The sequence below is a fragment of the Streptomyces sp. R818 genome (assembly GCF_056172735.1).
The window spans coordinates 1-23,018 of record NZ_JAOCNE010000007.1; the positions used below are offsets into that span (position 1 = coordinate 1).

General features: G+C 73.5%; 21 protein-coding genes. 12 read left to right on the forward strand and 9 right to left on the reverse strand.

Annotated features, from left to right (window positions below):
* A partial coding sequence (locus N5I75_RS21550) for a ribonuclease domain-containing protein (RefSeq protein WP_476679580.1) occupies positions 1–308 on the reverse strand: 308 nt, incomplete at its 3' end.
* A gap of 176 nt (positions 309–484) precedes the next feature.
* Between N5I75_RS21550 and N5I75_RS21555 the strand changes: the two genes are divergently transcribed.
* Entirely contained in the window at positions 485–1,216 is a 732-nt protein-coding gene (locus N5I75_RS21555; protein WP_476679581.1) for an SDR family oxidoreductase, read from the forward strand.
* Positions 1,217–1,291: 75 nt separating this feature from the next.
* Here N5I75_RS21555 and alc read toward each other — a convergent pair whose 3' ends face one another.
* Together alc and allB are read right to left on the reverse strand one after the other, a co-directional pair.
* A complete protein-coding gene (gene alc / locus N5I75_RS21560; RefSeq protein WP_476679582.1) occupies positions 1,292–2,431 on the reverse strand; it encodes an allantoicase in 1,140 nt (379 codons plus the stop codon).
* Between the two features lie 3 nt (positions 2,432–2,434).
* Complete coding sequence (gene allB / locus N5I75_RS21565; protein WP_476679583.1) at positions 2,435–3,799, reverse strand: allantoinase AllB; 1,365 nt, start codon at positions 3,797–3,799, stop codon at positions 2,435–2,437.
* Between the two features lie 252 nt (positions 3,800–4,051).
* Here allB and N5I75_RS21570 point away from each other — a divergent pair, with 252 nt between their 5' ends.
* Complete coding sequence (locus N5I75_RS21570) at positions 4,052–4,855, forward strand: IclR family transcriptional regulator (protein ID WP_476679584.1); 804 nt, start codon at positions 4,052–4,054, stop codon at positions 4,853–4,855.
* 281 nt (positions 4,856–5,136) lie between these two features.
* Here N5I75_RS21570 and N5I75_RS21575 read toward each other — a convergent pair whose 3' ends face one another.
* Both N5I75_RS21575 and N5I75_RS21580 read right to left on the reverse strand, forming a co-directional pair.
* On the reverse strand, positions 5,137–5,811 hold the full coding sequence (locus N5I75_RS21575) for an ABC transporter ATP-binding protein (protein WP_476679585.1): 675 nt from the start codon (positions 5,809–5,811) through the stop codon (positions 5,137–5,139).
* Positions 5,808–6,890: an ABC transporter permease gene (locus tag N5I75_RS21580; RefSeq protein WP_476679586.1), complete on the reverse strand. Its 1,083-nt coding sequence runs from the start codon at positions 6,888–6,890 to the stop codon at positions 5,808–5,810. The genes N5I75_RS21575 and N5I75_RS21580 overlap by 4 nt, the downstream gene beginning before the upstream one ends.
* 136 nt (positions 6,891–7,026) lie before the next feature.
* Here N5I75_RS21580 and N5I75_RS21585 point away from each other — a divergent pair, with 136 nt between their 5' ends.
* From N5I75_RS21585 to aceB, 4 genes are all read left to right on the forward strand, one after another.
* A complete protein-coding gene (locus N5I75_RS21585; protein ID WP_476679587.1) occupies positions 7,027–8,217 on the forward strand; it encodes a sensor histidine kinase in 1,191 nt (396 codons plus the stop codon).
* Positions 8,214–8,855 carry a response regulator gene (locus tag N5I75_RS21590; RefSeq protein WP_476679588.1) on the forward strand — a complete coding sequence of 214 codons (642 nt, stop codon included), beginning with the start codon at positions 8,214–8,216 and terminating at the stop codon, positions 8,853–8,855. The genes N5I75_RS21585 and N5I75_RS21590 overlap by 4 nt, the downstream gene beginning before the upstream one ends.
* Positions 8,856–8,874: 19 nt before the next feature.
* A complete protein-coding gene (locus N5I75_RS21595) occupies positions 8,875–9,477 on the forward strand; it encodes a nucleotidyltransferase family protein (RefSeq protein WP_476679589.1) in 603 nt (200 codons plus the stop codon).
* A 200-nt stretch (positions 9,478–9,677) separates the two neighbouring features.
* Positions 9,678–11,300: a malate synthase A gene (aceB, locus tag N5I75_RS21600; protein ID WP_476679590.1), complete on the forward strand. Its 1,623-nt coding sequence runs from the start codon at positions 9,678–9,680 to the stop codon at positions 11,298–11,300.
* 501 nt (positions 11,301–11,801) lie between these two features.
* Here the strand turns inward: aceB and N5I75_RS21605 are convergent.
* On the reverse strand, positions 11,802–12,707 hold the full coding sequence (locus N5I75_RS21605; RefSeq protein ID WP_476679591.1) for a HipA family kinase: 906 nt from the start codon (positions 12,705–12,707) through the stop codon (positions 11,802–11,804).
* A 93-nt stretch (positions 12,708–12,800) separates the two neighbouring features.
* Here N5I75_RS21605 and N5I75_RS21610 point away from each other — a divergent pair, with 93 nt between their 5' ends.
* Together N5I75_RS21610 and N5I75_RS21615 are read left to right on the forward strand one after the other, a co-directional pair.
* The gene (locus tag N5I75_RS21610; protein ID WP_476679593.1) at positions 12,801–14,075 is read left to right on the forward strand and encodes a VWA domain-containing protein; all 1,275 of its coding nucleotides are present in this window, start codon (positions 12,801–12,803) and stop codon (positions 14,073–14,075) included.
* The gene (locus N5I75_RS21615) at positions 14,075–14,836 is read left to right on the forward strand and encodes a hypothetical protein (protein ID WP_476679595.1); all 762 of its coding nucleotides are present in this window, start codon (positions 14,075–14,077) and stop codon (positions 14,834–14,836) included. The genes N5I75_RS21610 and N5I75_RS21615 overlap by 1 nt, the downstream gene beginning before the upstream one ends.
* A 127-nt stretch (positions 14,837–14,963) precedes the next feature.
* Here the strand turns inward: N5I75_RS21615 and N5I75_RS21620 are convergent, their stop codons facing one another.
* Complete coding sequence (locus N5I75_RS21620) at positions 14,964–15,626, reverse strand: winged helix-turn-helix transcriptional regulator (RefSeq protein WP_476679597.1); 663 nt, start codon at positions 15,624–15,626, stop codon at positions 14,964–14,966.
* Positions 15,627–15,733: 107 nt separating this feature from the next.
* On the opposite strand from N5I75_RS21620, the gene N5I75_RS21625 reads away from it, so the two are divergent.
* The 3 genes from N5I75_RS21625 to N5I75_RS21635 are packed head-to-tail and all read left to right on the forward strand — an operon-like array spanning position 15,734 to position 18,021.
* On the forward strand, positions 15,734–16,942 hold the full coding sequence (locus N5I75_RS21625) for a pyridoxal phosphate-dependent aminotransferase (protein ID WP_476679599.1): 1,209 nt from the start codon (positions 15,734–15,736) through the stop codon (positions 16,940–16,942).
* Entirely contained in the window at positions 16,939–17,562 is a 624-nt protein-coding gene (locus N5I75_RS21630; protein WP_476679601.1) for a cysteine peptidase family C39 domain-containing protein, read from the forward strand. The genes N5I75_RS21625 and N5I75_RS21630 overlap by 4 nt, the downstream gene beginning before the upstream one ends.
* Positions 17,563–18,021 (forward strand): hypothetical protein, encoded by a 459-nt coding sequence (locus N5I75_RS21635; protein WP_476679603.1) that lies wholly within the window; start codon positions 17,563–17,565, stop codon positions 18,019–18,021.
* 5 nt (positions 18,022–18,026) lie between these two features.
* Here the strand turns inward: N5I75_RS21635 and N5I75_RS21640 are convergent, their stop codons facing one another.
* Both N5I75_RS21640 and N5I75_RS21645 read right to left on the reverse strand, forming a co-directional pair.
* Positions 18,027–19,340, reverse strand: coding sequence for an SWIM zinc finger family protein (locus N5I75_RS21640; protein WP_476679605.1), 1,314 nt, complete (start codon positions 19,338–19,340; stop codon positions 18,027–18,029).
* Positions 19,337–22,201: a DEAD/DEAH box helicase gene (locus N5I75_RS21645; protein WP_476679607.1), complete on the reverse strand. Its 2,865-nt coding sequence runs from the start codon at positions 22,199–22,201 to the stop codon at positions 19,337–19,339. Before N5I75_RS21645 ends, N5I75_RS21640 begins: the two co-directional genes overlap by 4 nt.
* A gap of 214 nt (positions 22,202–22,415) precedes the next feature.
* Here N5I75_RS21645 and N5I75_RS21650 point away from each other — a divergent pair, with 214 nt between their 5' ends.
* A complete protein-coding gene (locus N5I75_RS21650; RefSeq protein ID WP_476679837.1) occupies positions 22,416–23,018 on the forward strand; it encodes a histidine phosphatase family protein in 603 nt (200 codons plus the stop codon).

The following is a 23,018-nucleotide window of genomic DNA, read 5'->3' on the forward strand; positions in this document are numbered from 1 at the left end:
GTGATGACGGTGTACTCGTGGTAGTACCCGGTCGAGTGCGACGGCAGGATGCCCTCGCGGTTCTGGAAGACGACGCCGTCCTGGTCGTACGGGAACGGGCCGCCCTGCGCGATGAGGTCCAGGGTGTCGTGCGCCTGGGACGGCAGGTCGGAGTAGCAGATGTCGCCGACCGCGGCGGCGGAGAACGCCGAGCCGGCGGTCGTGGTCGTGGGCGCGGGCGCGGCCTGGGCCGCGACCGTGGCGGGGCCGCCGACGAAGAGGGCGGCGGCGAGTGCGGCGACGCTGATGAAGCGTGGGGGAGTCTTCATGCCGCTCAGCATGACGCGCGTAGACGGGTACACGTCAACAGCAACAGCCGCATGTTTTCCGGGTGTTCACATGTGTCCCCGGACGCGTCCGGACTTACCGTCCGATTGCCGCCAGCCTTCACCCTCGTACGCCGCTGTACTCGATGTCATCACAACCGATGACCTCAGGAGAGTTCATGGACAGCAAGGTGGCCCTGGTGACCGGCGGCAGCCGTGGCATGGGCGCGGCGACGGCGGTGCGGCTCGCGGAGGACGGCTTCGATGTCGCGATCACCTACGTACGGGGCAAGGAGGCGGCCGAGGAGGTCGTGCGGCGGGTGGAGGCCCTGGGGCGGCGCGGGTACGCGGTCCGCGCCGACTCCGCGGACGCGGACGAGGCGGCGGGGGCGGTCGCGCAGACCGTCGAGCGGCTCGGGCGGCTCGACGTGCTGGTCAACAATGTCGGCGTCGGTGTCCTCGGCCCGCTGGAGAGCCTGTCCCTCGCCGACGTGGACCGCGTCCTCGCCGTGAACGTGCGCGGCGTCTTCCTCGCCTCGCAGGCCGCGGCGCCGGTCCTCGCCGAGGGCGGGCGCATCGTCACCATCGGCACATGCATGACCAAGTACGTGCCGGGTCCGGGCGGCACGCTCTACGCGATGAGCAAGTCGGCCCTGATCGGGCTGACGAAGGCGCTGGCGCGGGAGTTGGGCGGGCGCGGGGTCACGGCGAACATCGTGCACCCCGGGCCCGTCGACACCGACATGAACCCGGCGGACGGGCCGTACGCGTCGCCCCAGGCGGAGGCCACGGCGCTCGGCCGGTTCGGCACGGCGGACGAGGTGGCCCGGACCGTGGCCTATCTGGCGGGGCCCGCGGCCACGTACGTCACGGGCGCGGAACTGGCGGTGGACGGCGGGCACGCCGCATAACCGAGCGACGCGCCTGCGATGCGGGGCCGCACCGGTGCTGTCAAGCCGGTGCGGCCCCGCAGGTCTCAGCCCGTACTACGCGCCCAACTCCGCGCTGCGCGCAGCCAGTTGCGCGGCGCCCTGCTCCGTCAGGGAGCCGAACAGGCGCAGGCGCGAGATGCCGCCGTCGGGGAAGATGTCGATCCGGGCGTGGGTGCCGACCGCCGGGGCGTCGAGCACGAAGCGGTGGTTCGTGTCGGGCTGGAGGCGGGTGCGGGGCAGCACCTCGACCCAGTCGCCGTCGGCACCGTCCTTGACGGAGACCGAGGCCCAGCCGGCGCTGTTCCCCTTCAGGTACGCCGTGTCGATCTCCAGGGCGCGGATCTGCGCCTGGGCGACGAGCTGGTAGCGGATCCAGTCGTTGCCGGTGTCGCGGCGGCGCCGGGTCTCCCAGCCGTCGTCCATCTTGCGGGAGTAACCCGGCTGGATGGTGTTGGAGGCGGGCGAGTAGAAGAGGTTCGAGGCGTCCTCGGCGTGGCCGCCGTTGGCGAGGGCGACGACGTCGAAGGTGCCGAGCGTGGCGAGCCACCGCGGGTCCGGGACGACCTCGCCGTACACGCGCAGGCGGGCGATGCCACCGTCGGGGTGCTGGTTGAGGCGCAGGTGGGTGAAGCGCTGCTCGACGTCGACCTGGAAGCCGTTGGCCGCGTGGCCGCCGACCGCCGTGCGCGGGACGAGCGTCGTCCACTTCACGTCGGGGGCGAGCAGCTCCTCGGGCGTCGGGGCGCCCGCGACCGAGGTCGCCTCGACGGAGACGGCCTGCGGGTAGTTGCCGCGGAAGTGGGCGGTGTCGACGACGATGCCGCGGATCACGCCGGGCGCGCCGAGCCGGATCAGCGCCCAGTCGTGGTCGTCCTCGGTGGGCCACGGGTGCTCGGGGCCCGTGCCCCGGCGGCGGCGGGTCTCCCAGCCGTCCATGACCTTGCCCTTGTGGCCGAAGTGCTCCGGGTCGAACTCGGCGCGCCCGGCGACAAGGAGGTTCTCGCGCTGCGCGAAGAACTCGTCGTTGGCGGCGATCACCCCCGCGCCGAGGGTGCGCGCGGCGAGGTCGGCGTACCGGGTGAAGGGGAAGTCCGCGGTGCGGTAATCGGCGTAGGGGTCACCGCCGCCGAACGGGCTCGCGTCACCGGTGAAGCGGGGTATCGCGGAGTTCTCGGAGGATACGGATGCGGCCACGGGTTACTTGGTCCTTTCGAGCAGCTTGCCCTGCGGGGCGGTGAACTCGCCGTCGGCGACGATGCGCATCCCGCGCAGCCAGGTCGACTTGACGACGCCGTGCAGCGTCTTGCCCGCGTACGCGGTGACGCGGTTGCGGTGCTGGAGCGCGGCCGGGTCGACGGTGAAGGTCTCGTCGGGGGCGAGCACCGCGAAGTCGGCGTCGCGCCCCGCGGCGATGGCGCCCTTGCGGTCGTCGAGGCCGACCAGCTCGGAGGTGCGCGCCGACATCCAGCGGACCACGTCGTCGAGGGAGTACCCCCGCGCGCGTGCCGCGGTCCAGATGGCGGAGAGGCTGAGCTGGAGCCCGGAGATGCCGCCCCACGCGGTGGCGAAGTCGTCGGTCTTCAGGTCGGCGGTGGAGGGCGAGTGGTCGGTGACGACGCAGTCGATGGTGCCGTCGGCGAGCGCCTGCCACAGCAGGTCCTGGTTGGCGGCCTCGCGGATCGGCGGGCAGCACTTGAACTCGCTCGCCCCGTCCGGGACCTCCTCGGCGGTGAGCGTGAGGTAGTGCGGGCACGTTTCGACGGTCAGCTTGACGCCCTCGGCCTTCGCGGCGGCGATCAGCGGCAGCGCGTCGGAGGAGGACAGGTGCAGGATGTGGACGCGGGCGCCGATCCGCTTCGCGGTGTCGATGAGCCCCTTGATCGCGGTGTCCTCGGAGATACGGGGGCGGGTCGCGAGGTAGTCGTCGTACTTGGGGCCGCTGTGGTGCGGGGCGGCGTCCAGCTCGTGCGGGTCCTCGGCGTGCACGATGAGGAGGCCGCCGAAGCCGGCGATCTCCGCCATGGAGGCGGTCAGCCGCTCGCTGTCCAGGTGCGGGAACTCGTCGACGCCGGACGGGGAGAGGAAGCACTTGAAGCCGAAGACCCCGGCGTCGTGCAGCGGGCGCAGGTCCTTGACGTTGTCGGGCAGGGCGCCGCCCCAGAAGCCGACGTCGATGTGCGCCTTCGCGCGGGCGACCTCCTGCTTGGTGCGCAGGTTGTCGACGGTGGTGGTCGGCGGCAGGGAGTTCAGCGGCATGTCGACGAGGGTCGTGATGCCGCCTGCCGCGGCGGCGCGGGTGGCGGTCCAGAAGCCCTCCCACTCCGTGCGCCCGGGGTCGTTGACGTGGACGTGCGTGTCCACGATGCCGGGCAGCAGCGCGTGGTCGCCGAAGTCCTCGAGCGTGGCGCCCGCCGGGACCTCCGCGTCGTGCGCCAGCACCGCGACGATCTTTCCGGCGGCCACGGCGACGGACGCGGGCCGCGTACCGTCGGGGGTGACCACGCGGGTCGAGCGCAGCACCAGTTCGACGTCGGCTCCCGCCACGGCTTCGGCTTCCGGCACCTGGACCTCCTCGTACTCGTCCTCGACTTCAACGTTCTGTTGAAGGAGTTTTCACTTCACGTTCGCGGTCCGTCAAGGGCCGGCGGGCCTCTGACGGCTCCACGGCGACCCTCTGGACGTTTCCACAAAGTGGAATTACGCTTCCGGTAGGCAGAATGTAGCTACCGACGAACTTCAAGGTCAAGGGATCACCCGTCCGGAAACCGCCGGTAGGCTGCACCACTGCCTGCCTGTCCTCGAAAGGAACGCGCCGTGCCGACGACCGACGCCAGCACCACTGATGGAGCCAAGTCCGCGCCCAGCGGTGGCGTCCAGTCCCTGGAGCGCGCCTTCGACCTTCTCGAGCGGATGGCCGACGCGGGCGGCGAGGTGGGCCTCAGCGAACTCTCCGCGAGCAGCGGGCTGCCCCTGCCGACCATCCACCGCCTGATGCGCACCCTGGTCGCGTGCGGCTACGTACGCCAGCAGCCCAACCGGCGGTACGCGCTCGGGCCCCGGCTCATCCGGCTCGGCGAGTCCGCGTCCCGGCTGCTCGGCACGTGGGCCCGGCCGTATCTCGCGCGGCTCGTCGAGGAGACGGGCGAGACGGCGAACATGGCGCTGCTCGACGGGGACGAGATCGTGTACGTCGCCCAGGTGCCGTCCAAGCACTCCATGCGGATGTTCACCGAGGTCGGGCGGCGGGTGCTGCCGCACTCGACCGGGGTCGGCAAGGCGTTGCTCGCGCATGCGCCGGCGGGTGAGGTGCGGGCGCTTCTGTCGCGGACCGGGATGCCTGCGGCGACCGAGAAGACGATCACCACGCCTGACGGGTTCCTCGATGCGCTGGAGGAGGTCCGCCGCCTTGGCTACGCCGTCGATGACAACGAGCAGGAGATCGGGGTGCGGTGCCTCGCCGTGCCCGTGCCCGATTCGCCGACGGCCGCGGCCATCTCCATCTCGGGTCCCGCGGGGCGCGTCACGGAGGCCGCCACGGACAAAATCGTCCCCGTACTCCAACAGGTGGCCCTGGAACTCTCCGAGGCCCTGGCGAGCTCGGGCTCAACACCGGCTTAGGCCTTGATCGCCGGGCATGTCGGGTGCGGGTTGCGCCGTGGCTGGTCGCGCAGTTCCCCGCGCCCCTGGAGGCTTGCGGCTGCGCCGCGACGCCTGCTCTCGTCGTCGGCTGCCGCGCCGTCGTGGCTGGTCGCGCAGTTCCCCGCGCCCCTGGAGGCGCACTTCGTGCAGCCTCCCCCGGCCTGAGATGGCGCACGAAGTGCGCATCTCAGGGGCGCGGGGAACTGCGCGAGCAACCACGACGAGTCCGCACTCGAAACAGGCCGCAATGGGGCAGACGCTCAGGGGCGCTGGTGCAAAGCCCCGTCCGCCATGGCGACCACCCGGTCCGCGAAGCGGAGGCCGGCGGGGTCGTGCGTGACCAGCACCGTCGCAAGCCCCCGCTCCCGGGTGAGCCGCGCCAGCAACCCCAGCACCACAACCCCCCGCTCGAGATCCAGCGCACTGGTGGGCTCATCGACCAGCAACACCCGCCCCCCGTTCACCAGCGCCCGCGCGATATTGACCCGCTGCCGCTGCCCCCCGGACAGCTGATGCGGCCGCCGGTGCTCAAGCCCGGCGAGCCCCACCGCGTCCAGCAGCTCGGACGCCACCCCTCGCGCGGCCCGAGCGCCACGCCCGTCCAGGTGAGCCATCACTTGGAGCTGCTCCAGCACGGTCAGGGACGGCAGCAGATTGGCCTGCTGGAAGACGATCCCGACGGCCCGGCGCCGCAGCCGCGCCGCGTCCGCCCGGCTCAGCCCCGTCGCCTCGACCCCGTCGATCACCACCCGCCCGCGATCGGGCGTGACCAGCGTCGCGGCGACAGCGAGCAGGCTGGACTTCCCCGATCCCGACGGCCCGACGACGGCGGTCGTCGTCCCGGCGGGCACGTCGAGGCCGACGCGGTCCAGGGCGGTGAGCCGCCCGTCGCCGTCGGGGTAGGTGAGGGTGATGTCGTCGAGCAGCAGGGTCATCGCGCGCTCCCGAGGGCGGTGAGGGGGTCGACGGCGGTGATCCGCCGGACGGACAGGGCGGCGCCCGCGACGCCGAGGACGGCCATGACGGCGGCGGGCCCGGCGCTGGTCAGCGGGTCAAGGACGAAGGGGACGTCGTCCGGCACGAACGCCCCGACGAGCGCGGCGAGCAAGGTCCCCGCCGCGGTGCCGCCGACGAGCAGCACGACCGCCTGCCCGAGCGCGTCCCGCAGCAGATACGCGGTGGACGACCCGAGCGCCTTCAGGACCGCGATGTCCGCGCTGCGCTGGATGGTCCAGACGGTGAAGAACGCCCCGACGACGAGCGCCGAGATGACGAAGAGGAAACCGCGCATGAGCTGCAGCGACCCGTTCTCGGCCTGGTAGGACCCTATGGCTTCGAGCGCGCCCGGCACGCTCGTGGTCTCGGTGCCCGCGGCCCGGTCGGCGGCGCCCGCGTCGTAGCCGGGGCCGGTGTCGAGGGCGACGACGGTGGCCGACGGCTCACCGCCGTCCGAGGCCCCGCGGGACGCGAAGGACTGCCAGTCGCCCAGGTCCGTCCAGACGACCGGGGTGTGGCTGTAGGACGCGTCACCGGACACGGCCGTGATCTTCAGCACCGCCCCGCCCACCGCGAGGGAGTCGCCCACCGCGACCCCCAGCCCGTCCGCCGCCCCGCGCGACAGCACAGCGGTGCCGGGGGCCGTCGCGTCCGGCGCGAGACCCGACCCCCGTTCGACGCCGAACGCGGAGACGGCCGCGCTGTGGGCGCCGGCCCGGGCGTTGACGGTGCCGATACCGAGCGGCCACGCGCGCGTGACGCCCGGTTGCCGCGCCAGCTCCGCCCACTGGGCGCGCCGCACGGTGGAGCCGGTGAACGACACCGACTGGCCTTCGGCCGGGCGTGCGAACGCGATGCGGTCGGCGGGCAGCCCGGTCAGCGCGGACGTATTGTCCCGGGCCAGACCGGCGGTCAGCCCCGACAACAGCCCCACGAGCAGGGTGATCAGTACGATCACGGCCCCCATCAGGGCGAATCTGCCCTTGGCGAACCGTAGGTCTCTCCATGCGACGAACATGGCGTCCACACTGCGGCCCGAGCCCCCGCCCGGGCATCGCGCCACAGCACGCTTCACCCGGAGCGAAGGGCGGAGGCGTCTTTCCACCTTTCGGTTGACCGGCCCGAGCCGTCCGCTTCGTACGCTGGGGAGCGGTATGGATCCCCGTTCGCTCACCCCCGTCCTGCGCGTCCTGCGCCTCTGCCTGCATCTGCTGATGGCCGGGCTGCTCGCGCTGGTCGTCGCGCGCGGACTGACCGGCCGCTCCGCCGAACCGGTCGGCGCGGTCGTGACGGTCGCCGTCGTCCTGGGCGCGGTGTACGCGGCGGGCGCCCTGCTCCCCGTCGTACGGGGCACGCGCGCGGGCGCCGCGTGCTGGCTCGCCGCGCTCGGCGCCGTGTGGGCGGCTCTGCTGGTCCTCTCCCCCGACGCGCTGTGGCTCGCCTTCCCGCTCTACTTCCTGCTCCTGCATCTGCTGCCCGCGCGGTGGGGCGTGCCCGGGGTGGTGTGCGCGGCGGGCGCGGCCATCGCCTCGTACGTGGGGCACGGCGGGGTGCTGAACCCCGGCGCGTTCATCGGGCCGCTGCTCGGCGCCGCCGTCGCCGTCGCGACCGTGCTCGGCTACCAGGCGCTGTACCGGGAGAGCGAGCGCAGGCGCAGGCTGATCGAGGAGCTGGTCGCGGCCCGCGCCGAACTCGCCGACGCGGAGCGCACCGCCGGCACGCTCGCCGAGCGGGAGCGGCTCGCCCGCGAGATCCACGACACCCTCGCGCAGGGACTGTCGTCGATCCAGTTGCTGCTGCGCGCGGCCCAGCGCGATCTGCCCGCCGCGTCCCCGGCCGCCGTCCATGTCGAGCGGGCGCGCGCGACCGCGCAGGACAACCTCGCCGAGGCCCGTCGCCTCGTCCGCGCCCTCACCCCGCCCGATCTGGCCAACGGCTCCCTGGCGGGCGCCCTTGAGCGGCTGTGCGCCACCGCCCCGGCCGTGCGGGCCCGGTTCCGCACGAGCGGCACCCCGCTCGCGCTGCCGACCCCGTACGAGGTGGCCTTGTTGCGGATCGCGCAGTCGGCGCTCGGCAACACGGTGCGGCACGCGGGCGCGCGCCGTGCGGAGATCACCCTCAGCTTCATGGAGACCTCGGTGGCCCTGGACGTGGTGGACGACGGCAGCGGCTTCGACCCGGCGGACCCGGCTCCCCAGGGGGCGGGCGGCGGGTTCGGGCTGCCCGCGATGCGCGCGCGGGTGCGCGATCTCGGCGGCACGTTCACCGTCGAGTCGGCGCCGGGGCAGGGCACGGCGGTCGCGGTGACGCTGCCGGTCCCCGCCCACGACGGGGGTGGCGCGTGATCCGGCTGCTGCTCGCCGACGACCATCCCGTCGTACGGGCCGGGCTGCGGGCCGTCCTCGACGCGGAGCCGGACTTCGCCATCGTCGCCGAGGCCGCCACGGCGGAGCGGGCCGTCGAGCTCGCGACGGAACTGGCGGCGGGCGAGGGGGTCGACGTCGTCCTGATGGACCTGCAGTTCGGTGGCGCGGGCCTGCACGGCGCCGACGCCACCGCGCGGATCGCGGCGCTCGACAAGGCGCCGCGCGTCCTCATCCTCACGACGTACGACACCGACGCGGACATTCTCGCCGCGGTCGAGGCGGGCGCCACCGGCTACCTCCTCAAGGACGCGCCGCCCGAGGAGCTGGCCGCCGCCGTCCGCACGGCCGCCTCCGGCCGCTCCGCGCTCGCCCCGGCGATCGCGCTGCGCCTCATGGACCGCCTGCGGGCGCCCTCCGAGGCACTGACCCGGCGTGAGCTGGAGGTCCTCCGCCTGGTGCGGGACGGCCTGTCCAACGCCGAGATCGCCCGGCAGCTCTTCCTCAGCCAGGCCACGGTGAAGTCCCATCTGGTGCACGTCTACGCGAAGCTCGGCGTCGACTCCCGGACGTCCGCCGTGGCCCGCGCGCGGGAGAGGGGCTTGCTCCGGCCCCGTTGACCTGCGGTATGCAGGGTCCATGACGACCACAGGAACCAGTGAAGTGGCGGGTCTGCTGCTCGCCGCAGGGGGCGGGCGGCGGCTCGGCGGTCGGCCCAAGGCGCTGCTGACCCACCACGGGCGGCCGCTCGTGGAGTACGCGGTGCGGATGGTGCGCGAGGGCGGATGCGGGCCCGTGCACGTGGTACTCGGAGCGGCGGCCGACGACGTACGCGCGCGTGCCCGGCTCGACGGGTGCGTGCTCGTGGACAACCCGGCGTGGGAGGAGGGCATGGGGTCGTCCCTGCGCGTGGGCCTCGACTCCCTCACGGGGGTGAGCGCTTCCGCCGCGCTCGTCCTGCTCGTGGACCAGCCGGGCATCGGCGCGGACGCCGTGGCCCGGGTCCGTACGGCGTACCGCTCCCCCGCGACCCTCGCGGCGGCGGCGTACGACGGGAAGCGCGGGCACCCCGTCCTGTTCGGCCGCGACCACTGGGCGGGCATCGCGGCGAGCGCGCACGGGGACCGCGGGGCGCGCGCCTATCTCAAGGAGCACGCGGCGGCGGTGGAGCTGGTCGAGTGCGGGGACGTGGCCGAGGCGTACGACATCGACACGGCGGCCGACCTGCGCCACCTGGAGTGAGGGAGGTGGCACCCAGCGCCACGTTCTGTCGATCCGGAGAATCTCGACGTCAACAAACGATTGAACTTCCACGATAAGGAAACTAATATCCACTGACGAGAAGGGCCGGACCCCGGGAACCGGGGCCAGCAGCCGTATCCAGGCGCCCCGGCACTCCGTGCCGCCGCGCGCCGCCGCTCGCTGAAGGAAGTGACAGCCTCATGTCCGCACCAGCGCCGTCCCCGCTGGCCATCGTCGACGCCGCGCCCCTGCCCCGGCAGGACGAGGTGCTCACCGACGCGGCTCTCGCCTTCCTGGGCGAGCTGCACCGGCTGTTCACGCCCCGGCGTGACGAGCTCCTCGCCCGCCGCGCCGAGCGCCGCGCCGAGATCGCCCGCACCTCCACGCTCGACTTCCGCCCGGAGACCGCCGCGATCCGCGCGGACGACTCCTGGAAGGTGGCCCCCGCTCCGGCCGCGCTGAACGACCGCCGTGTCGAGATCACCGGCCCCACCGACCGCAAGATGACGATCAACGCGCTCAACTCCGGCGCGAAGGTCTGGCTCGCCGACTTCGAGGACGCCTCGGCCCCGACCTGGGAGAACGTGATCGGCGGCCAGCTCAACCTCACCGCCGCCTACACCCGCTCCATCGACTTCACCGACGAGCGCACCGGCAAGTCCTACGCCCTCAAGCCCGCCGGGGAGCTGGCGACGGTCGTCATGCGCCCGCGCGGCTGGCACCTGAACGAGCGCCACCTGGTGGACACCGACGGCAAGGCCGTCCCCGGCGCCCTCGTCGACTTCGGCCTCTACTTCTTCCACAACGCCAAGCGCCTCATCGAGCTCGGCAAGGGCCCGTACTTCTACCTGCCGAAGACCGAGTCGTACCTGGAGGCCCGCCTCTGGAACGAGATCTTCGTCTTCGCCCAGGACTACGTCGGCATCCCGCGGGGCACCGTCCGCGCCACCGTCCTCATCGAGACGATCACCGCCGCGTACGAGATGGAGGAGATCCTCTACGAGCTGCGCGACCACGCGAGCGGGCTCAACGCCGGGCGCTGGGACTACCTCTTCTCCATCGTGAAGAACTTCCGCGACGGCGGCCAGAAGTTCGTCCTGCCGGACCGCAACCTCGTGACGATGACCGCCCCGTTCATGCGGGCGTACACCGAACTCCTCGTCCGCACCTGCCACAAGCGCGGCGCGCACGCGATCGGCGGCATGGCGGCGTTCATCCCGTCCCGCAAGGACGCCGAGGTCAACAAGGTCGCCTTCGAGAAGGTCCGCGCCGACAAGGACCGCGAGGCGGGCGACGGGTTCGACGGCTCCTGGGTCGCGCACCCGGACCTGGTCCCCATCGCCATGGAGTCCTTCGACAAGGTCCTCGGCGAGAAGCCGAACCAGAAGGACCGCCTCCGCGAGGACGTGAGCGTCGCCCCCGGCGACCTGATCGCCATCGACTCGCTCGACGCGAAGCCCACGTACGACGGTCTCGTCAACGCCGTCCAGGTCGGGATCCGGTACATCGAGGCGTGGCTGCGCGGGCTCGGGGCCGTCGCCATCTTCAACCTGATGGAGGACGCGGCCACGGCGGAGATCTCGCGGTCGCAGATCTGGCAGTGGATCAATGCGGGGGTCGTCTTCGACGACGGGCGGGGGGCCACCGCTGAGCTGGCTCGTGAGGTCGCCGCGGCGGAGCTGAGCGCCATCCGCGCGGAGATCGGTGAGGAGGCCTTCGCGGCCGGCAAGTGGCAGCAGGCCCACGACCTGCTGCTCCAGGTCTCCCTGGACGCGGACTACGCGGACTTCCTCACGCTGCCGGCGTACGAACAGCTCGGCTGAAACCTGCCCCGCCCGTTGTCGACCGCGGCTCGCGTCGTGGTTGCTCGCGCAGTTCCCCGCGCCCCTGAGACGCGCACTACGTGCGCCATCTCAGGGGCGCGGTACGTGGGGGCGCGCCCCGTGGGGAAGGGGCGCGGTACTGGGGGGCGCCCCGTGGAGGAACGGGCGCGGTACTGAGGGGGCGCCCCATGGGGGAAGGGGCGCGGTACTGGGGGGCGCCCCATGGGGGAAGGGGCGCGGTACTGGGGGGCGCCCCATGGGGGAAGGCGCGGCGTAGCCGCTGCCTTCCAGGGGCGCGGGGAACTGCGCGACCAACCCCCACCGACCCGCAGACAAACGTCGGGGAAAGGCGCGGCGTAGCCGCTGCCTTCCAGGGGCGCGGGGAACTGCGCGACCAGCCCCCACCGGCCCGCAGACAAACTCAAAGGAAGGCGCGGCGAAGCCGCAAGCCTTTCAGGGGCGCGGGGAACTGCGCGAGCACCCCCCACCGGCCCGCAGGTGTCAGCTCAGGTGGATCGACCAGTCCTGCTCCGCCGGAGGCTTTCCGTGCAGGTCCGGAACCCGCTTCAACCACGCGGGCCGCCCCTTCTCCACAGCGGCCGCGCGCCGCGCATCCGCCGCCGCCAGCTCCCCCCGGGACGGAAACTCCGTCGGCAACCACGCCGCCGAGGCCCGCGCCCGGGCGAGCAGGTACGCGACGTACGCCCCCCGCGCCTCGTCCGGCGTGGCGAAATCCGTGAGCCACGCGTCCGGGACGAGCGCGAGCACCTCCCGCAGCAACTCCTCCGTCACCCGCGGCGCCAACTCCGCATCGGCGGCCCGCGTGTCCGGCCCGTACCCACCCAGCGCGTGATGACGGAAGTCGTACGCCTTCCCGGGATCGGCCCCGTCCCAGCGGTGGTGGAAGACCAGCGCGGCCCCGTGGTCGATGAGCCACAGCCGCGGCCGGACCACACCGGACGTCGGCCACACCATCAGATTCGAACTGTGCACCGTACGGTCGACGTTCACGGTCAGCGCGTCGAGCCAGACGATCCGCCCGGCTTCCAGCGCGTCGACGGGGAACACCTCCGCGACGTCCGGCGTGAAGTCCGCCGCGCCCGGCAGGAAGTCCATCCCGAGATTGACCCCCGCGCTGGCCCGCAGCAGATCCTGCACCTCCTGGTGCGGCTCATCGGCGGCGACGGCGGGGTCGAAGCGGGCAAGGACCAGCTCGGGGAAGCGCAGCCCGAGACGCCGCGCCAGCTCCCCGACGACGATCTCGGCGACGAGCGCCTTCACGCCCTGCGCGGACCCGGTGAACTTCAGGACGTACGTGCCCAGGTCATCGGCCTCGACCACACCGGGCACGGAGCCTCCGGTGTGGAGCGGGTTCACATAGCGGGTGGCGGTGACTTCTCTGAGCACCCCGCCAGGCTATACGGGCGACCCGGACCACGCCGGAAGGGGATCACGACGCTCGTTTTGGCATGTCTGCGCCTTGATCCATAGGATCCGCCGATGATCACTAGACAACGGCTGGCGGCGGGCGCGAGCGCCTTGCTCGCCGCCCTGGCCCTGGGCGGCCTCGGCCCCGTCGGCAGCGCGGCCGCCGCCGACGAGCCCGTCGCGGACAAGCCCGCCCCCAAGGTCGAACTCGTCCTGGACGTCAGCGGATCGATGCGCGCCCGCGACATCGACGGCGACTCCCGGATGGCCGCGGCGAAGCAGGCGTTCAACGAGGTCCTCGACGCCACCCCCGAGGAGGTCGAGCTCGGCATACGCACGCTCGGCGCGAACTACCCGGGCGAGGACAGGAAGACGGGCTGCAAGGACACCGCCCAGCTCTACCCGGTCGGCCCGCTGGACCGCACCGAGGCGAAGACGGCCGTCGCGACGCTGCGTCCCACCGGCTGGACGCCGATCGGCCCGGCCCTGCTCAAGGCCGCCGACGACCTCGACCAGGGCGAGGAGGGCGGCACCCGCCGCATGGTCCTCATCACCGACGGCGAGGACACCTGCCAGCCCCTCGACCCGTGCGAGGTGGCCCGCGAGATCGCCGCGAAGGGCATCGGCCTCACCATCGACACGCTCGGCCTGGTCGCCGACGCCAAGACCCGCGCGCAGCTCTCCTGCATCGCCGACGCGACCGGGGGCACGTACACCTCCGTCCGGCACAAGGACGAACTGACGGACCGTGTCGGCCAGTTGGTGGACCGCGCGGCCGATCCGGTGGTCACGCCGGTCGCCGTGGACGGCGCCGCGCAGTGCGGCAGCGCTCCGCGGCTCAAGCCCGGCCTCTACACGGACCGCGAGAAGTTCGGCGAGCACCGCTACTACCGGGTGGACGTCGAGCCCGGCAAGGAACTGCGCGCCTCGGTCAGCGTCGCCGCCGACCGCGCCGTCAACCGTGACTACGGGGTGCTCCTCCGCGCCGTCACGACGCACGGCCGCGAGATCGTACGGGGTCAGGAGTCCGGCGACGGGCGCACCGACGTCATCTCGACGGGCCTGCGCTACCCGAAGGCCGACCGCGAGGAGGACGGCGCCGAGACCGTCTGCCTCCAGGTCTCCCACTCCTACTCCGCGCCCGCGTCCGTGAAGACGACGCCCGGCCTGCCGGTCGAGCTGACCGTCGACGTCGTGGACGGCCCGGACGAGGCGTCCGACGTGGCGGCGTTCGGCCTCGGCCACGGCTGGTGGCTGCTCGCCGCGCTCGTCGTGGTGGGCTTCCTCGCGGGTGTGCTGTGGGGCTGGATCTCGCGCTGGCGTGTCGCCGTCTGGAGGACCAACTGATGCGACGTACACGACGTACTCGGCAGTTCTTCGCGGCCGCGGCACTGGCCCTGACGGCGCTGACCACCTTCTCGGGTGCCGCCGTCGCCGACGACGACGAGAGCGCGAAGAAGGCGCCGACGGAGGCGGGCACGTCCTTCCGCACGGCCACCGCGGTCGAGCAGGACCAGAAGGCGACGGCGAACGCCTCCACCGGCGACTACCTGTACTGGTCCTTCCCCGCCGACCAGGGTGAACGCCCGACGGTCAGGGCCACGGTCGACCTCCCCGAGGCGCAGGCCCGGCACGGCGCGCAGACCTGGCGCATCGACGTGTACGACGGGCTGCGGCGCCGCCAGTCGTGCATGCACGGGATGCAGGCGCGGGCGGTGGCGGCGGACGCGGCCCGCGTCGAACTGGCCTGCACGCTGCGTACGGTGCGGGCCTGGTCGGAGCCGTGGGCCAATGACCCGCTGCCCGGCACGTACTACGTACGCCTGACGGTCACGGGCCTCGCCGACGAGGATCTCGGCCTTCCCGTCTCCACGTCCGTCGAGGCCACCGCGAAGGACATGGGCGGCGCGACGGCCGTCGACGGCCAGTTGTCCGCGCCCCTGGTCCCCGGCACGACCGGCACGACGGACGACCACGACTGGGCCTCCGGCTGGTGGACCAGTCGTTGGCTGTGGACAGCGCTGGGCGCGGTGCTGGCGGCGCTGGCGGGTATCGGGGGTTACGCCCTGACCCGGGGCACCGGCCGCCGCCTGCCTCCGGGGGTCTGACACACCGGGTGCGCCCCGTCCCGCCAGGGGCGCGGGGAACTGCGCGACCAGCCCCGACGGCGGCGCACCCGGATCGCACACATCAGCCCCTACGGCGCGCCCAGGGGCTCCGCCCCGGCCCCGCTCCTCAATCGCCGGAGGGGCTAGAAGTGGCGGGGCTTGACCCGACACCAAGCGCCGCGGCCAGCGGACCCGTCCCGGTCACCTCGACCCGCCCCCGCGCAACCCCCTCGACCAGCCCGGACTCCCCCCGCGCGACAGCCCCGGCGACCTCCGCATCGAGCACCACCCGCACATCCGGCTCCCCACCCTCGTAGGCCCCCTCCCCGTACCCGGGCTCCGAGCCGACCCGCACCCAGAACTCCCCCTCGTCGACCCGCACTTCGACGACCCCGGGTGCGGAGAGACCGGCCAGCTCGCGCAGCACGGGCAGGGCCAGCCAGTGCGCCCGCACCGCATCGGTCGCCCGCCGCTCCCCGAGCACCGGCGCCCCCCACTCCCCCAGCGCCTGCAGCACTGGCAGCAACTCCCGTCCACGCGCCGTGAGTTCGTACACGTACGCGGAGACCGGCGGCCCCAGCTTCCGCCGCGCGGCGACCCCGTCCCGCTCCATGTCCCGCAACCGGGCGGCCAGCATGTCCGTGCTGACCCCGGGCAGGTCGGCGTGGAGATCGGTGTAGCGGCGCGGCCCGGCGAGGAGTTCGCGGACGATCAGGAGCGTCCAGCGGTCCCCGACGACGTCGAGAGCGCGGGCGGCGGCGCAGTACTGGTCGTAGCTTCGGCGTGGCATACCTCGCAGTCTATGCAACTTGTTGGACTTTCCAAGCGTCCACTTGGTAAAACCAAGTAACCGCAACCGGCACCAAGGACCGCCCGGTCCGCCTGGAGGGCACGCGCATGGAGTTCCGGCAGTCGAGCAAGCTGAGCGAGGTCTGCTACGAGATCCGCGGCCCGGTGATCGAGCACGCGAACGCCCTGGAGGAGGCGGGCCACAGCGTGCTGCGCCTGAACACGGGCAACCCGGCGCTGTTCGGCTTCGAGGCGCCCGAGGAGATCGTCCAGGACATGATCCGGATGCTCCCGCAGGCGCACGGCTACAGCGACTCGCGCGGCATCCTGTCGGCCCGGCGCGCCGTCGCCCAGCGCTACCAGGCGCTCGGCCTGGACGTGGACGTGGACGACGTCTTCCTCGGCAACGGCGTCTCCGAGCTGGTGACGATGGCCGTACAGGCACTCCTCGAGGACGGCGACGAAGTCCTCGTCCCCGCGCCCGACTTCCCCCTCTGGACGGCCGTCACCACCCTCTCCGGCGGCAAAGCCGTGCACTACCTCTGCGACGAGCAGTCCGACTGGTACCCGGACCTCGACGACATGGCCGCGAAGATCACGGACCGCACCAAGGCCGTCGTCATCATCAACCCGAACAACCCCACCGGCGCCGTCTACCCGAAGGAAGTCGTCGAGGGCATCCTCGACCTCGCCCGCCGCCACGGCCTGATGGTGTTCGCCGACGAGATCTACGACCAGATCCTCTACGACGACGCGGTGCACCACAGCGCCGCCGCCCTCGCCCCCGACCTCGTCGTCCTCACCTTCTGCGGCCTGTCCAAGACGTACCGCGTCGCGGGCTTCCGCTCCGGCTGGCTGGTCGTCACCGGACCGCGGCAGCACGCCAAGAGCTACCTGGAGGGCCTGACGATGCTGGCCTCCATGCGGCTCTGCCCGAACGCGCCCGCGCAGTACGCCATCCAGGCCGCGCTCGGCGGCCGCCAGTCGATCCGCGAACTGGTCGCGCCGGGCGGCCGGTTGCACGAGCAGCGCGACAAGGCGTGGGAGAAGCTGAACGAGATCCCCGGCGTCAGCTGCGTCAAGCCCAAGGGCGCCCTCTACGCCTTCCCGCGCCTCGACCCGAAGGTCCACAGAATCGTCGACGACGAGAAGTTCGTCCTCGACCTCCTCCTGCGCGAGAAGATCCAGGTCGTGCAGGGCACGGGCTTCAACTGGCCACGTCCCGACCACTTCCGCATCCTCACCCTCCCGTACGCTGACGACCTCGACGCCGCGATCAGCCGGATCGGGCGCTTCCTGAGCGGATACCGTCAGTGACTTCCTGCTCCACGTGCGGGTACCCCAGCCACACCCAGTTCGCCTCGCCCGGCCTGGTCGGGGCGATCGTGGCCGGGGAGTTCGACCGGGCCGAGGACCCCGCCTGGCAGGAGTCGGGCGCGACCACGGCCGAGGACTACGCGCGCTGGTCCGGCCACCTCTGCGGAGCGACCTGCCTGCGCATGGCGCTCGGACCCCAGGCACCCACCCTCTTCGCACTGCGCGACGGCGCGCTGAAGTTCGGCGCGTACACCGTGGACGCCGACGGCGAGATCCACGGCATGATCTACGCGCCCGCCGCCGCGTACCTCCGGGAGGTGCACGGCGTCGAGGCGGAGGTGCACCGGGAGCTGACGACGGCCGGGATCGGGGAGCTGCTCGACGCGGGGCGGCTCGTCATCGCCTCCGTCCACTACGCGATCCGCCGCCCGCACGAGCCCGCCCCCGGACGCGGCGGCCACCTCGTCCTGGTCACGGGACGTACGGCGGACGGGTCGGGGTTCCACTTCCACAACCCGTCGGGCACGGACGCGGCGACCCGTACGGCGGAGCTGCCGACGGCACGGTTCGCCGACTTCTTCGCGGGCCGGGGCATGTCCCTCGCCCGCCGGGAGGGCTGAGTGGACGCGGCGCTCATCGCGGTCCTCGGCACCCTCCTCGGCTCCGTGGTCACGCACTACTTCCAGGGCCGCGCGACGGTCCGCGGCGCCGAACTCGCCCGCGCCGAGCAGCTGCGCCAGGAGCGCATCGCCAGTTACAGCGGGTTCGCGAGCGCGCTCTTCGACTACCGGCGCAGTCAGCTCGACCGCTGGTTCCGGGCGCAGGAGCAGCCCGGGGCGCCCGTGGCGGAGGCGGCGCGGTTCGCCTCGTACGAGGCGCGGATCGCGGCGCGGCAGGCGCTCGCCCGGGTCCAGCTGGTCTGCGACGTACCCCGCGTGCGGCACCTCGCCGAGACCGCCTTCGAGTTCGCCAACTGCCTGCACGAGGCGGTGGACGAGGAGGACCGCGCCCGGCGCTCGCAGCGGTGCAAGGACGCGCTGGCCGCGTTCGTCGAGGCCGCCGCGCCGAGCGTGCAGTAGGGCGGTCAGTCCAGGCCGAGCAGGGAGTCGAGCGCCGACACCGGGTCCGGGCGCGGCTCGCCCCGCGGCCACCAGTCCTCGCGGTCCGGCTCGGACTCGTAGCCGTACCACAGCCCGTCGCGGCCGAGGCGGAGTTGGAGCGACGCCGTCGACAGGTGGTTGCGGCGCGGGCGGAACTCCGGGTGGTCCAGGGCGAGCAGCGCGGGCCGTGCGCGGTCGAACGGGCCCGCCGGCGGGTCCCACTCCTCCTCCAGGACGGACAGACCCGCGAGGCCGCCCTGACGCCAGGCGGCGACCGCGCGGGCGAGGTCGACCGGGGTGCGGCCGGTGCCGCGCGAGAGCGCGGCGTACAACGCGCGCGTGGCGGCGGTGAGACCCGAGCCGGGGTGCGCGGCGGCCAGGCGGACGGCGTCCTGCCACGGGGTGAGTCCGGCGAGCGGGTCGGCGCCCGTGGTCAGCAGGGTGTGCGCGCGGGCGCCCGCCTCGGTGGCGAGGAGGTCGAGGGCGAGCGGGTCGGGGGCGTCCGGCGCCTGCGGGTAGGACGGCGGGCGCTCGGCGTGGGCCGGGGCGGGGAACTCCGGTGGCAGGCGCGGGAGTTCGTCCGCGCGGGCGAACGCGTCCCGCGCCGGGACCGAGTCGAGGGCCGGCGCGTCGTCGGCGCGCCGCTCCTGCGCGGTGTGGGCCGCATTGCGGCGCGTGAGGTCGGCGAGCAGTTCCTGTTCGCCGCGTCCGCGCAGCAGGAACAGCACGAACGGGTCCTCGTCGACGAGCCGCGCCGTCTGGTAGCAGAGCGCCGCCGCGTGCTTGCAGGGTTCGGCGCGGTCGGGGCAGGTGCAGGCCGGGACCAGGTCGTCGACGGCGGGCAGCAGGTCCACGGCGGCGGCGAGGGCGTGCGGTACGTCCTTGTCGAGCAGGGACGCCATGTGGTCGGGGCGCGCGGCGGCGGTCTCCGCGAAGCGGGTCCACTCCTCGTCGGTGAGGGTGCGCAGGCGCAGCTCGGCCCGGTAGGGGCGGGGCCGCGAACCGTGCACGTAGGCGACGACGCGGCCGGGCGTGACGGTGATCGCGTCGACGTGCCCCCGCTCGGCGTAGGCCCGCCCGCGCGCGAGCCGCCCCTGGTCCAGGGAGGTGTCCTCCAGGGCGTCCACCCAGGCGTTCCCCCACCAGGTGAGCGCGGCCCCGCCGCCCGGCTGCGCACGCGGCGGCAGCGGCGGGAAGGTGCGGCGGGTGTCGGTGTGCCGGGCCTGAGCCTGCTCGGCGCTCCCGGCCCGGCCGGGGACGTGGACGGCGTGCCGTCCCGTACGTGCGGCAGGACTCATGCCGACCCCCTCCTCAAGGACACCAGGTCGGCCAGTTCCCGGTCCGTCAGCTCCGTGAGGGCCGCCTCGCCGGAGCCGAGGACCGCGTCGGCCAGCGCCCGTTTGGCCGAGAGCAGCTCGGCGATCTTGTCCTCGACCGTGCCCTCGGTGATGAGGCGGTGGACCTGGACGGGCTGGGTCTGGCCGATGCGGTAGGCGCGGTCCGTGGCCTGCTCCTCGACCGCCGGGTTCCACCAGCGGTCGAAGTGCACGACGTGGCCCGCGCGCGTGAGGTTGAGCCCGGTGCCCGCCGCCTTGAGGGAGAGCAGGAAGACGGGGACCTCACCGGCCTGGAAGCGGTCCACCATGCGCTCGCGCTCGGCGACCGGGGTGCCGCCGTGCAGCAACTGGGTGGGAACGGCGCGGGTGGCCAGGTGCGTGGCGAGGAGCCGCGCCATGGACACGTACTGCGTGAAGACCAGCACGGAGCCGTCCTCGGCGACGATCGTGTCGACCAGCTCGTCGAGCAGGGCCAGCTTGCCCGAACGGCCCGCCAGGCGGGCACGACCGCCGTCCTCGCCCTCCTTCAGGTACTGCGCGGGGTGGTTGCAGATCTGCTTCAGGGAGGTGAGCAGCTTCATGATGAGGCCGCGCCTGCCGATGCCCTCGGCGGCCTCGATGTTCGCCATGGACTCGCGCACCACGGCCTCGTACAGCGACGCCTGCTCCCTGGTGAGGGGCGCCGGGTGGTCGGACTCGGTCTTGGGCGGCAGCTCGGGCACGATGCCCGGGTCGGACTTCTTGCGCCGCAGGATGAAGGGCCGGACGAGGCGGGAGAGGCGCTCGATCGCCTCCGGGTTCTCCAGCGGGCCCTCGCCCTCGACCGCGCGCGCGTGCCGGGCGCGGAACGCCTTCAGCGGACCGAGGAGCCCAGGGGTGGTCCAGTCGAGCAGCGCCCACAGCTCGGACAGGTTGTTCTCGACGGGGGTGCCGGTGAGCGCCACGCGCGCGGGGGCGTCGATGAGCCGCAGCGCCTTCGCGGTCGCCGAGTTCGGGTTCTTGACGTGCTGCGCCTCGTCGGCGACGACCATCCCCCAGGTGTGCCCGGCCAGCTCCGTGGCGCGGCTGCGCAGGGTGCCGTACGTGGTGAGGACGAAGCCGCCGCCCGGCCCGTCGAGCGTGCGCTCGGTGCCGTGGAAGCGGCGCACCGGGACGCCGGGCGCGAACCGGTTGATCTCCCGCTGCCAGTTGCCGAGCAGGGAGGCGGGGCAGACGACGAGGGTCGGCGCGGGCCGGTCGCGGCGCAGGTGGAGGGCGATGAGGGTGACGGTCTTGCCGAGGCCCATGTCGTCGGCGAGGCAGCCGCCGAGGCCGAGCGAGGTCATGAGGTCGAGCCAGGCGAGGCCGCGCAGCTGGTAGTCGCGGAGCGTGGCGCGCAGGCCCGCCGGCTGTTCGACGGTGTCGATGCCCCGGGTGAGGCGGTCGCGGAGTTCGGCGAGGCGTCCGGTGGGCACGGCCGCCACCCGCTCCCCGTCGACGTCGGCCTCGCCGGTGAGGGCGACGGCCAGCGCGTCGACGGGCTGGAGCAGCCCCAGCTCGCGCTTGCGCGCCTTGCGGACGAGGTCGGGGTCGACGACGACCCACTGGTCGCGCAGCCGGACCACCGCGCGGTGCGACTCGGCGAGCTGGTCCATCTCGTTCTCGGTGAGCGGGTCCCCGTCGAGCGCGAGCTGCCAGTTGAAGGCGAGCAGCTCGTCGCTGTCGAAGAAAGTCGTGCCGTCGGTCGCGGAGCCCGGCGCGGCCTGCGCCCGCACGACGGCGGTCGCGGTGAGCGAGCGGGCCAGCTCGCGCGGCCAGTGCACGGCGACCCCGGCCTTGGCGAGCCTGGCCGCGCCGGGACCGAGCAGGTCGATCAGCTCGCTCTCGGCGAGCGCGAGCACATCCGGCACGTCCTGCTCCAGGAGGCGGCCGAGCGGCGGCCAGGCGGCGACGGCGCGGCGCACGGCGAGGACGGCGTCGATGCGGGCGCGCGGCCCGAAGTGGTCGGACGCCTCACCGGCCCAGAGGTGCGCGGCGTCCACCACGCGCGTGGGGTCGGCGAGACTGTGCACCTGGACGACGGCGGCGCCGGCGCGGCGCGCGCCCGGGTCGTCCGCCGGCGCACCGGGGCCGTGTCCCGCACCACCCTCGTCTCCCCCGTCGAAGAGCAACTCCTGGGAGAGGTCGAGCCGCAGCGACACCCGTACCCCGGCGTCGAGCCCGGCCGCCGCCTCCACGGCCCAGGGCCTGGCGTGCGGGATGTGCTGGGCGGCGACGGCGGCGAACGGCGCGCCCGCCGCGTGGGCCGCCGCCGGGGTGCGGGGCAGCGCGTCGGCCACGGCGTCGACGAAGGCGCGGACCAGCGCCTCGGGCGCGGGCACCCGCACCGGCCTGCTGCCCGGCACCGGGGTCGCGTACCCCTCGGGCGGCAGGGCGGCGGCGATGCCCTGGAGCTGGGCGACGTCGTCCGCGTCGAGCGGGCCCGCGCGCCACGCGTCGTGGTCGGAGGCGGTGAGACCGGGCAGGAGTCTGCCGCGCGCGACCAGGTGCAGCGCGTGCGCGGCGGCGGCGCCCCAGGCGGCCGCGGCGGGGTGGGCGCCCGGGGTGCGGCGGGCCCGGAGCAGCGTGGGCAGCGCGTCGACGACGGGCAGCACGAGAGCGGGCACCGTGCGGCTGCGCACCCCCGAGCCGTGCGGCCGGACGACCGTGATCTCCTCCTCGGCGCCGGGCAGGCCCGCCCCGTCCGGCGTCCAGAAGGCGACGCGGCCCTCGCGCGGCAGGGCGGCGGGCAGGAAGAGGGCGGCTGCCGCGAGGGGGACACCGGTGCGCACCGGTACGACCATGGCGCCCCCGCCTCCTCTCCGCTCACTTCGCCCGCAGAACCTTTCAGGACCTCTGAACCTTACGGGCCGCCTCTGACAATCCATGATCCGAGCCACTCCCCCGGGCCCGCTCACCGGCGTCCGAGGCGGGCGACACCCCTGCTCAGGCGTCCGTGTACGGTTCGTTCGATAATGTCCCCGTCACTGTCGACCCCCGATGGAACAGGCAAGAACCTTGGGTGATCTGCTGCTCGTCCGGCACGGCGAGACCGAGTGGGCGCTGACCGGTCAGCACACCGGCCTCACCGACATCCCGCTCACCGACAACGGCCGCGAGGAAGCGCGCAGGGTCGCGCCGCTCGTCTGCAGCTACCACATCGGGGCCGTCTTCGTGAGCCCCCTGCAGCGGGCCCGCGAGACCGCCGAGCTGGCCGGGCTCAAGCGCTACACCGTCGACCCCGATCTCCTCGAGTGGGACTACGGCGCCTACGAGGGCATCACCACCCGGGAGATCCAGCGCACCCGGCCCGACTGGTACCTGTTCGACGACGGGGTGCCGCCGGGGCCGCCCGAGCACCCGGGCGAGACGCCGGAACAGGTCGCCACGCGCGCGGACCGGATGCTGTCCAAGGTCGACGCGGCGCTCTCCAACAACGAGGGCAGCGTCGTCCTCGTCGGGCACAGTCACTTCCTGCGCGTGCTGACCGCGCGCCGCCTCGGACTGCCCGCGTCCGGCGGCTCGCACTTCCTGCTCGCCACCGGCACGGTGAGCCGGCTCAGCACCGAGCACGGACGGCCGGTCGTCTCGGGGTGGAACCTGCGCCCGCCGAGCGACTGA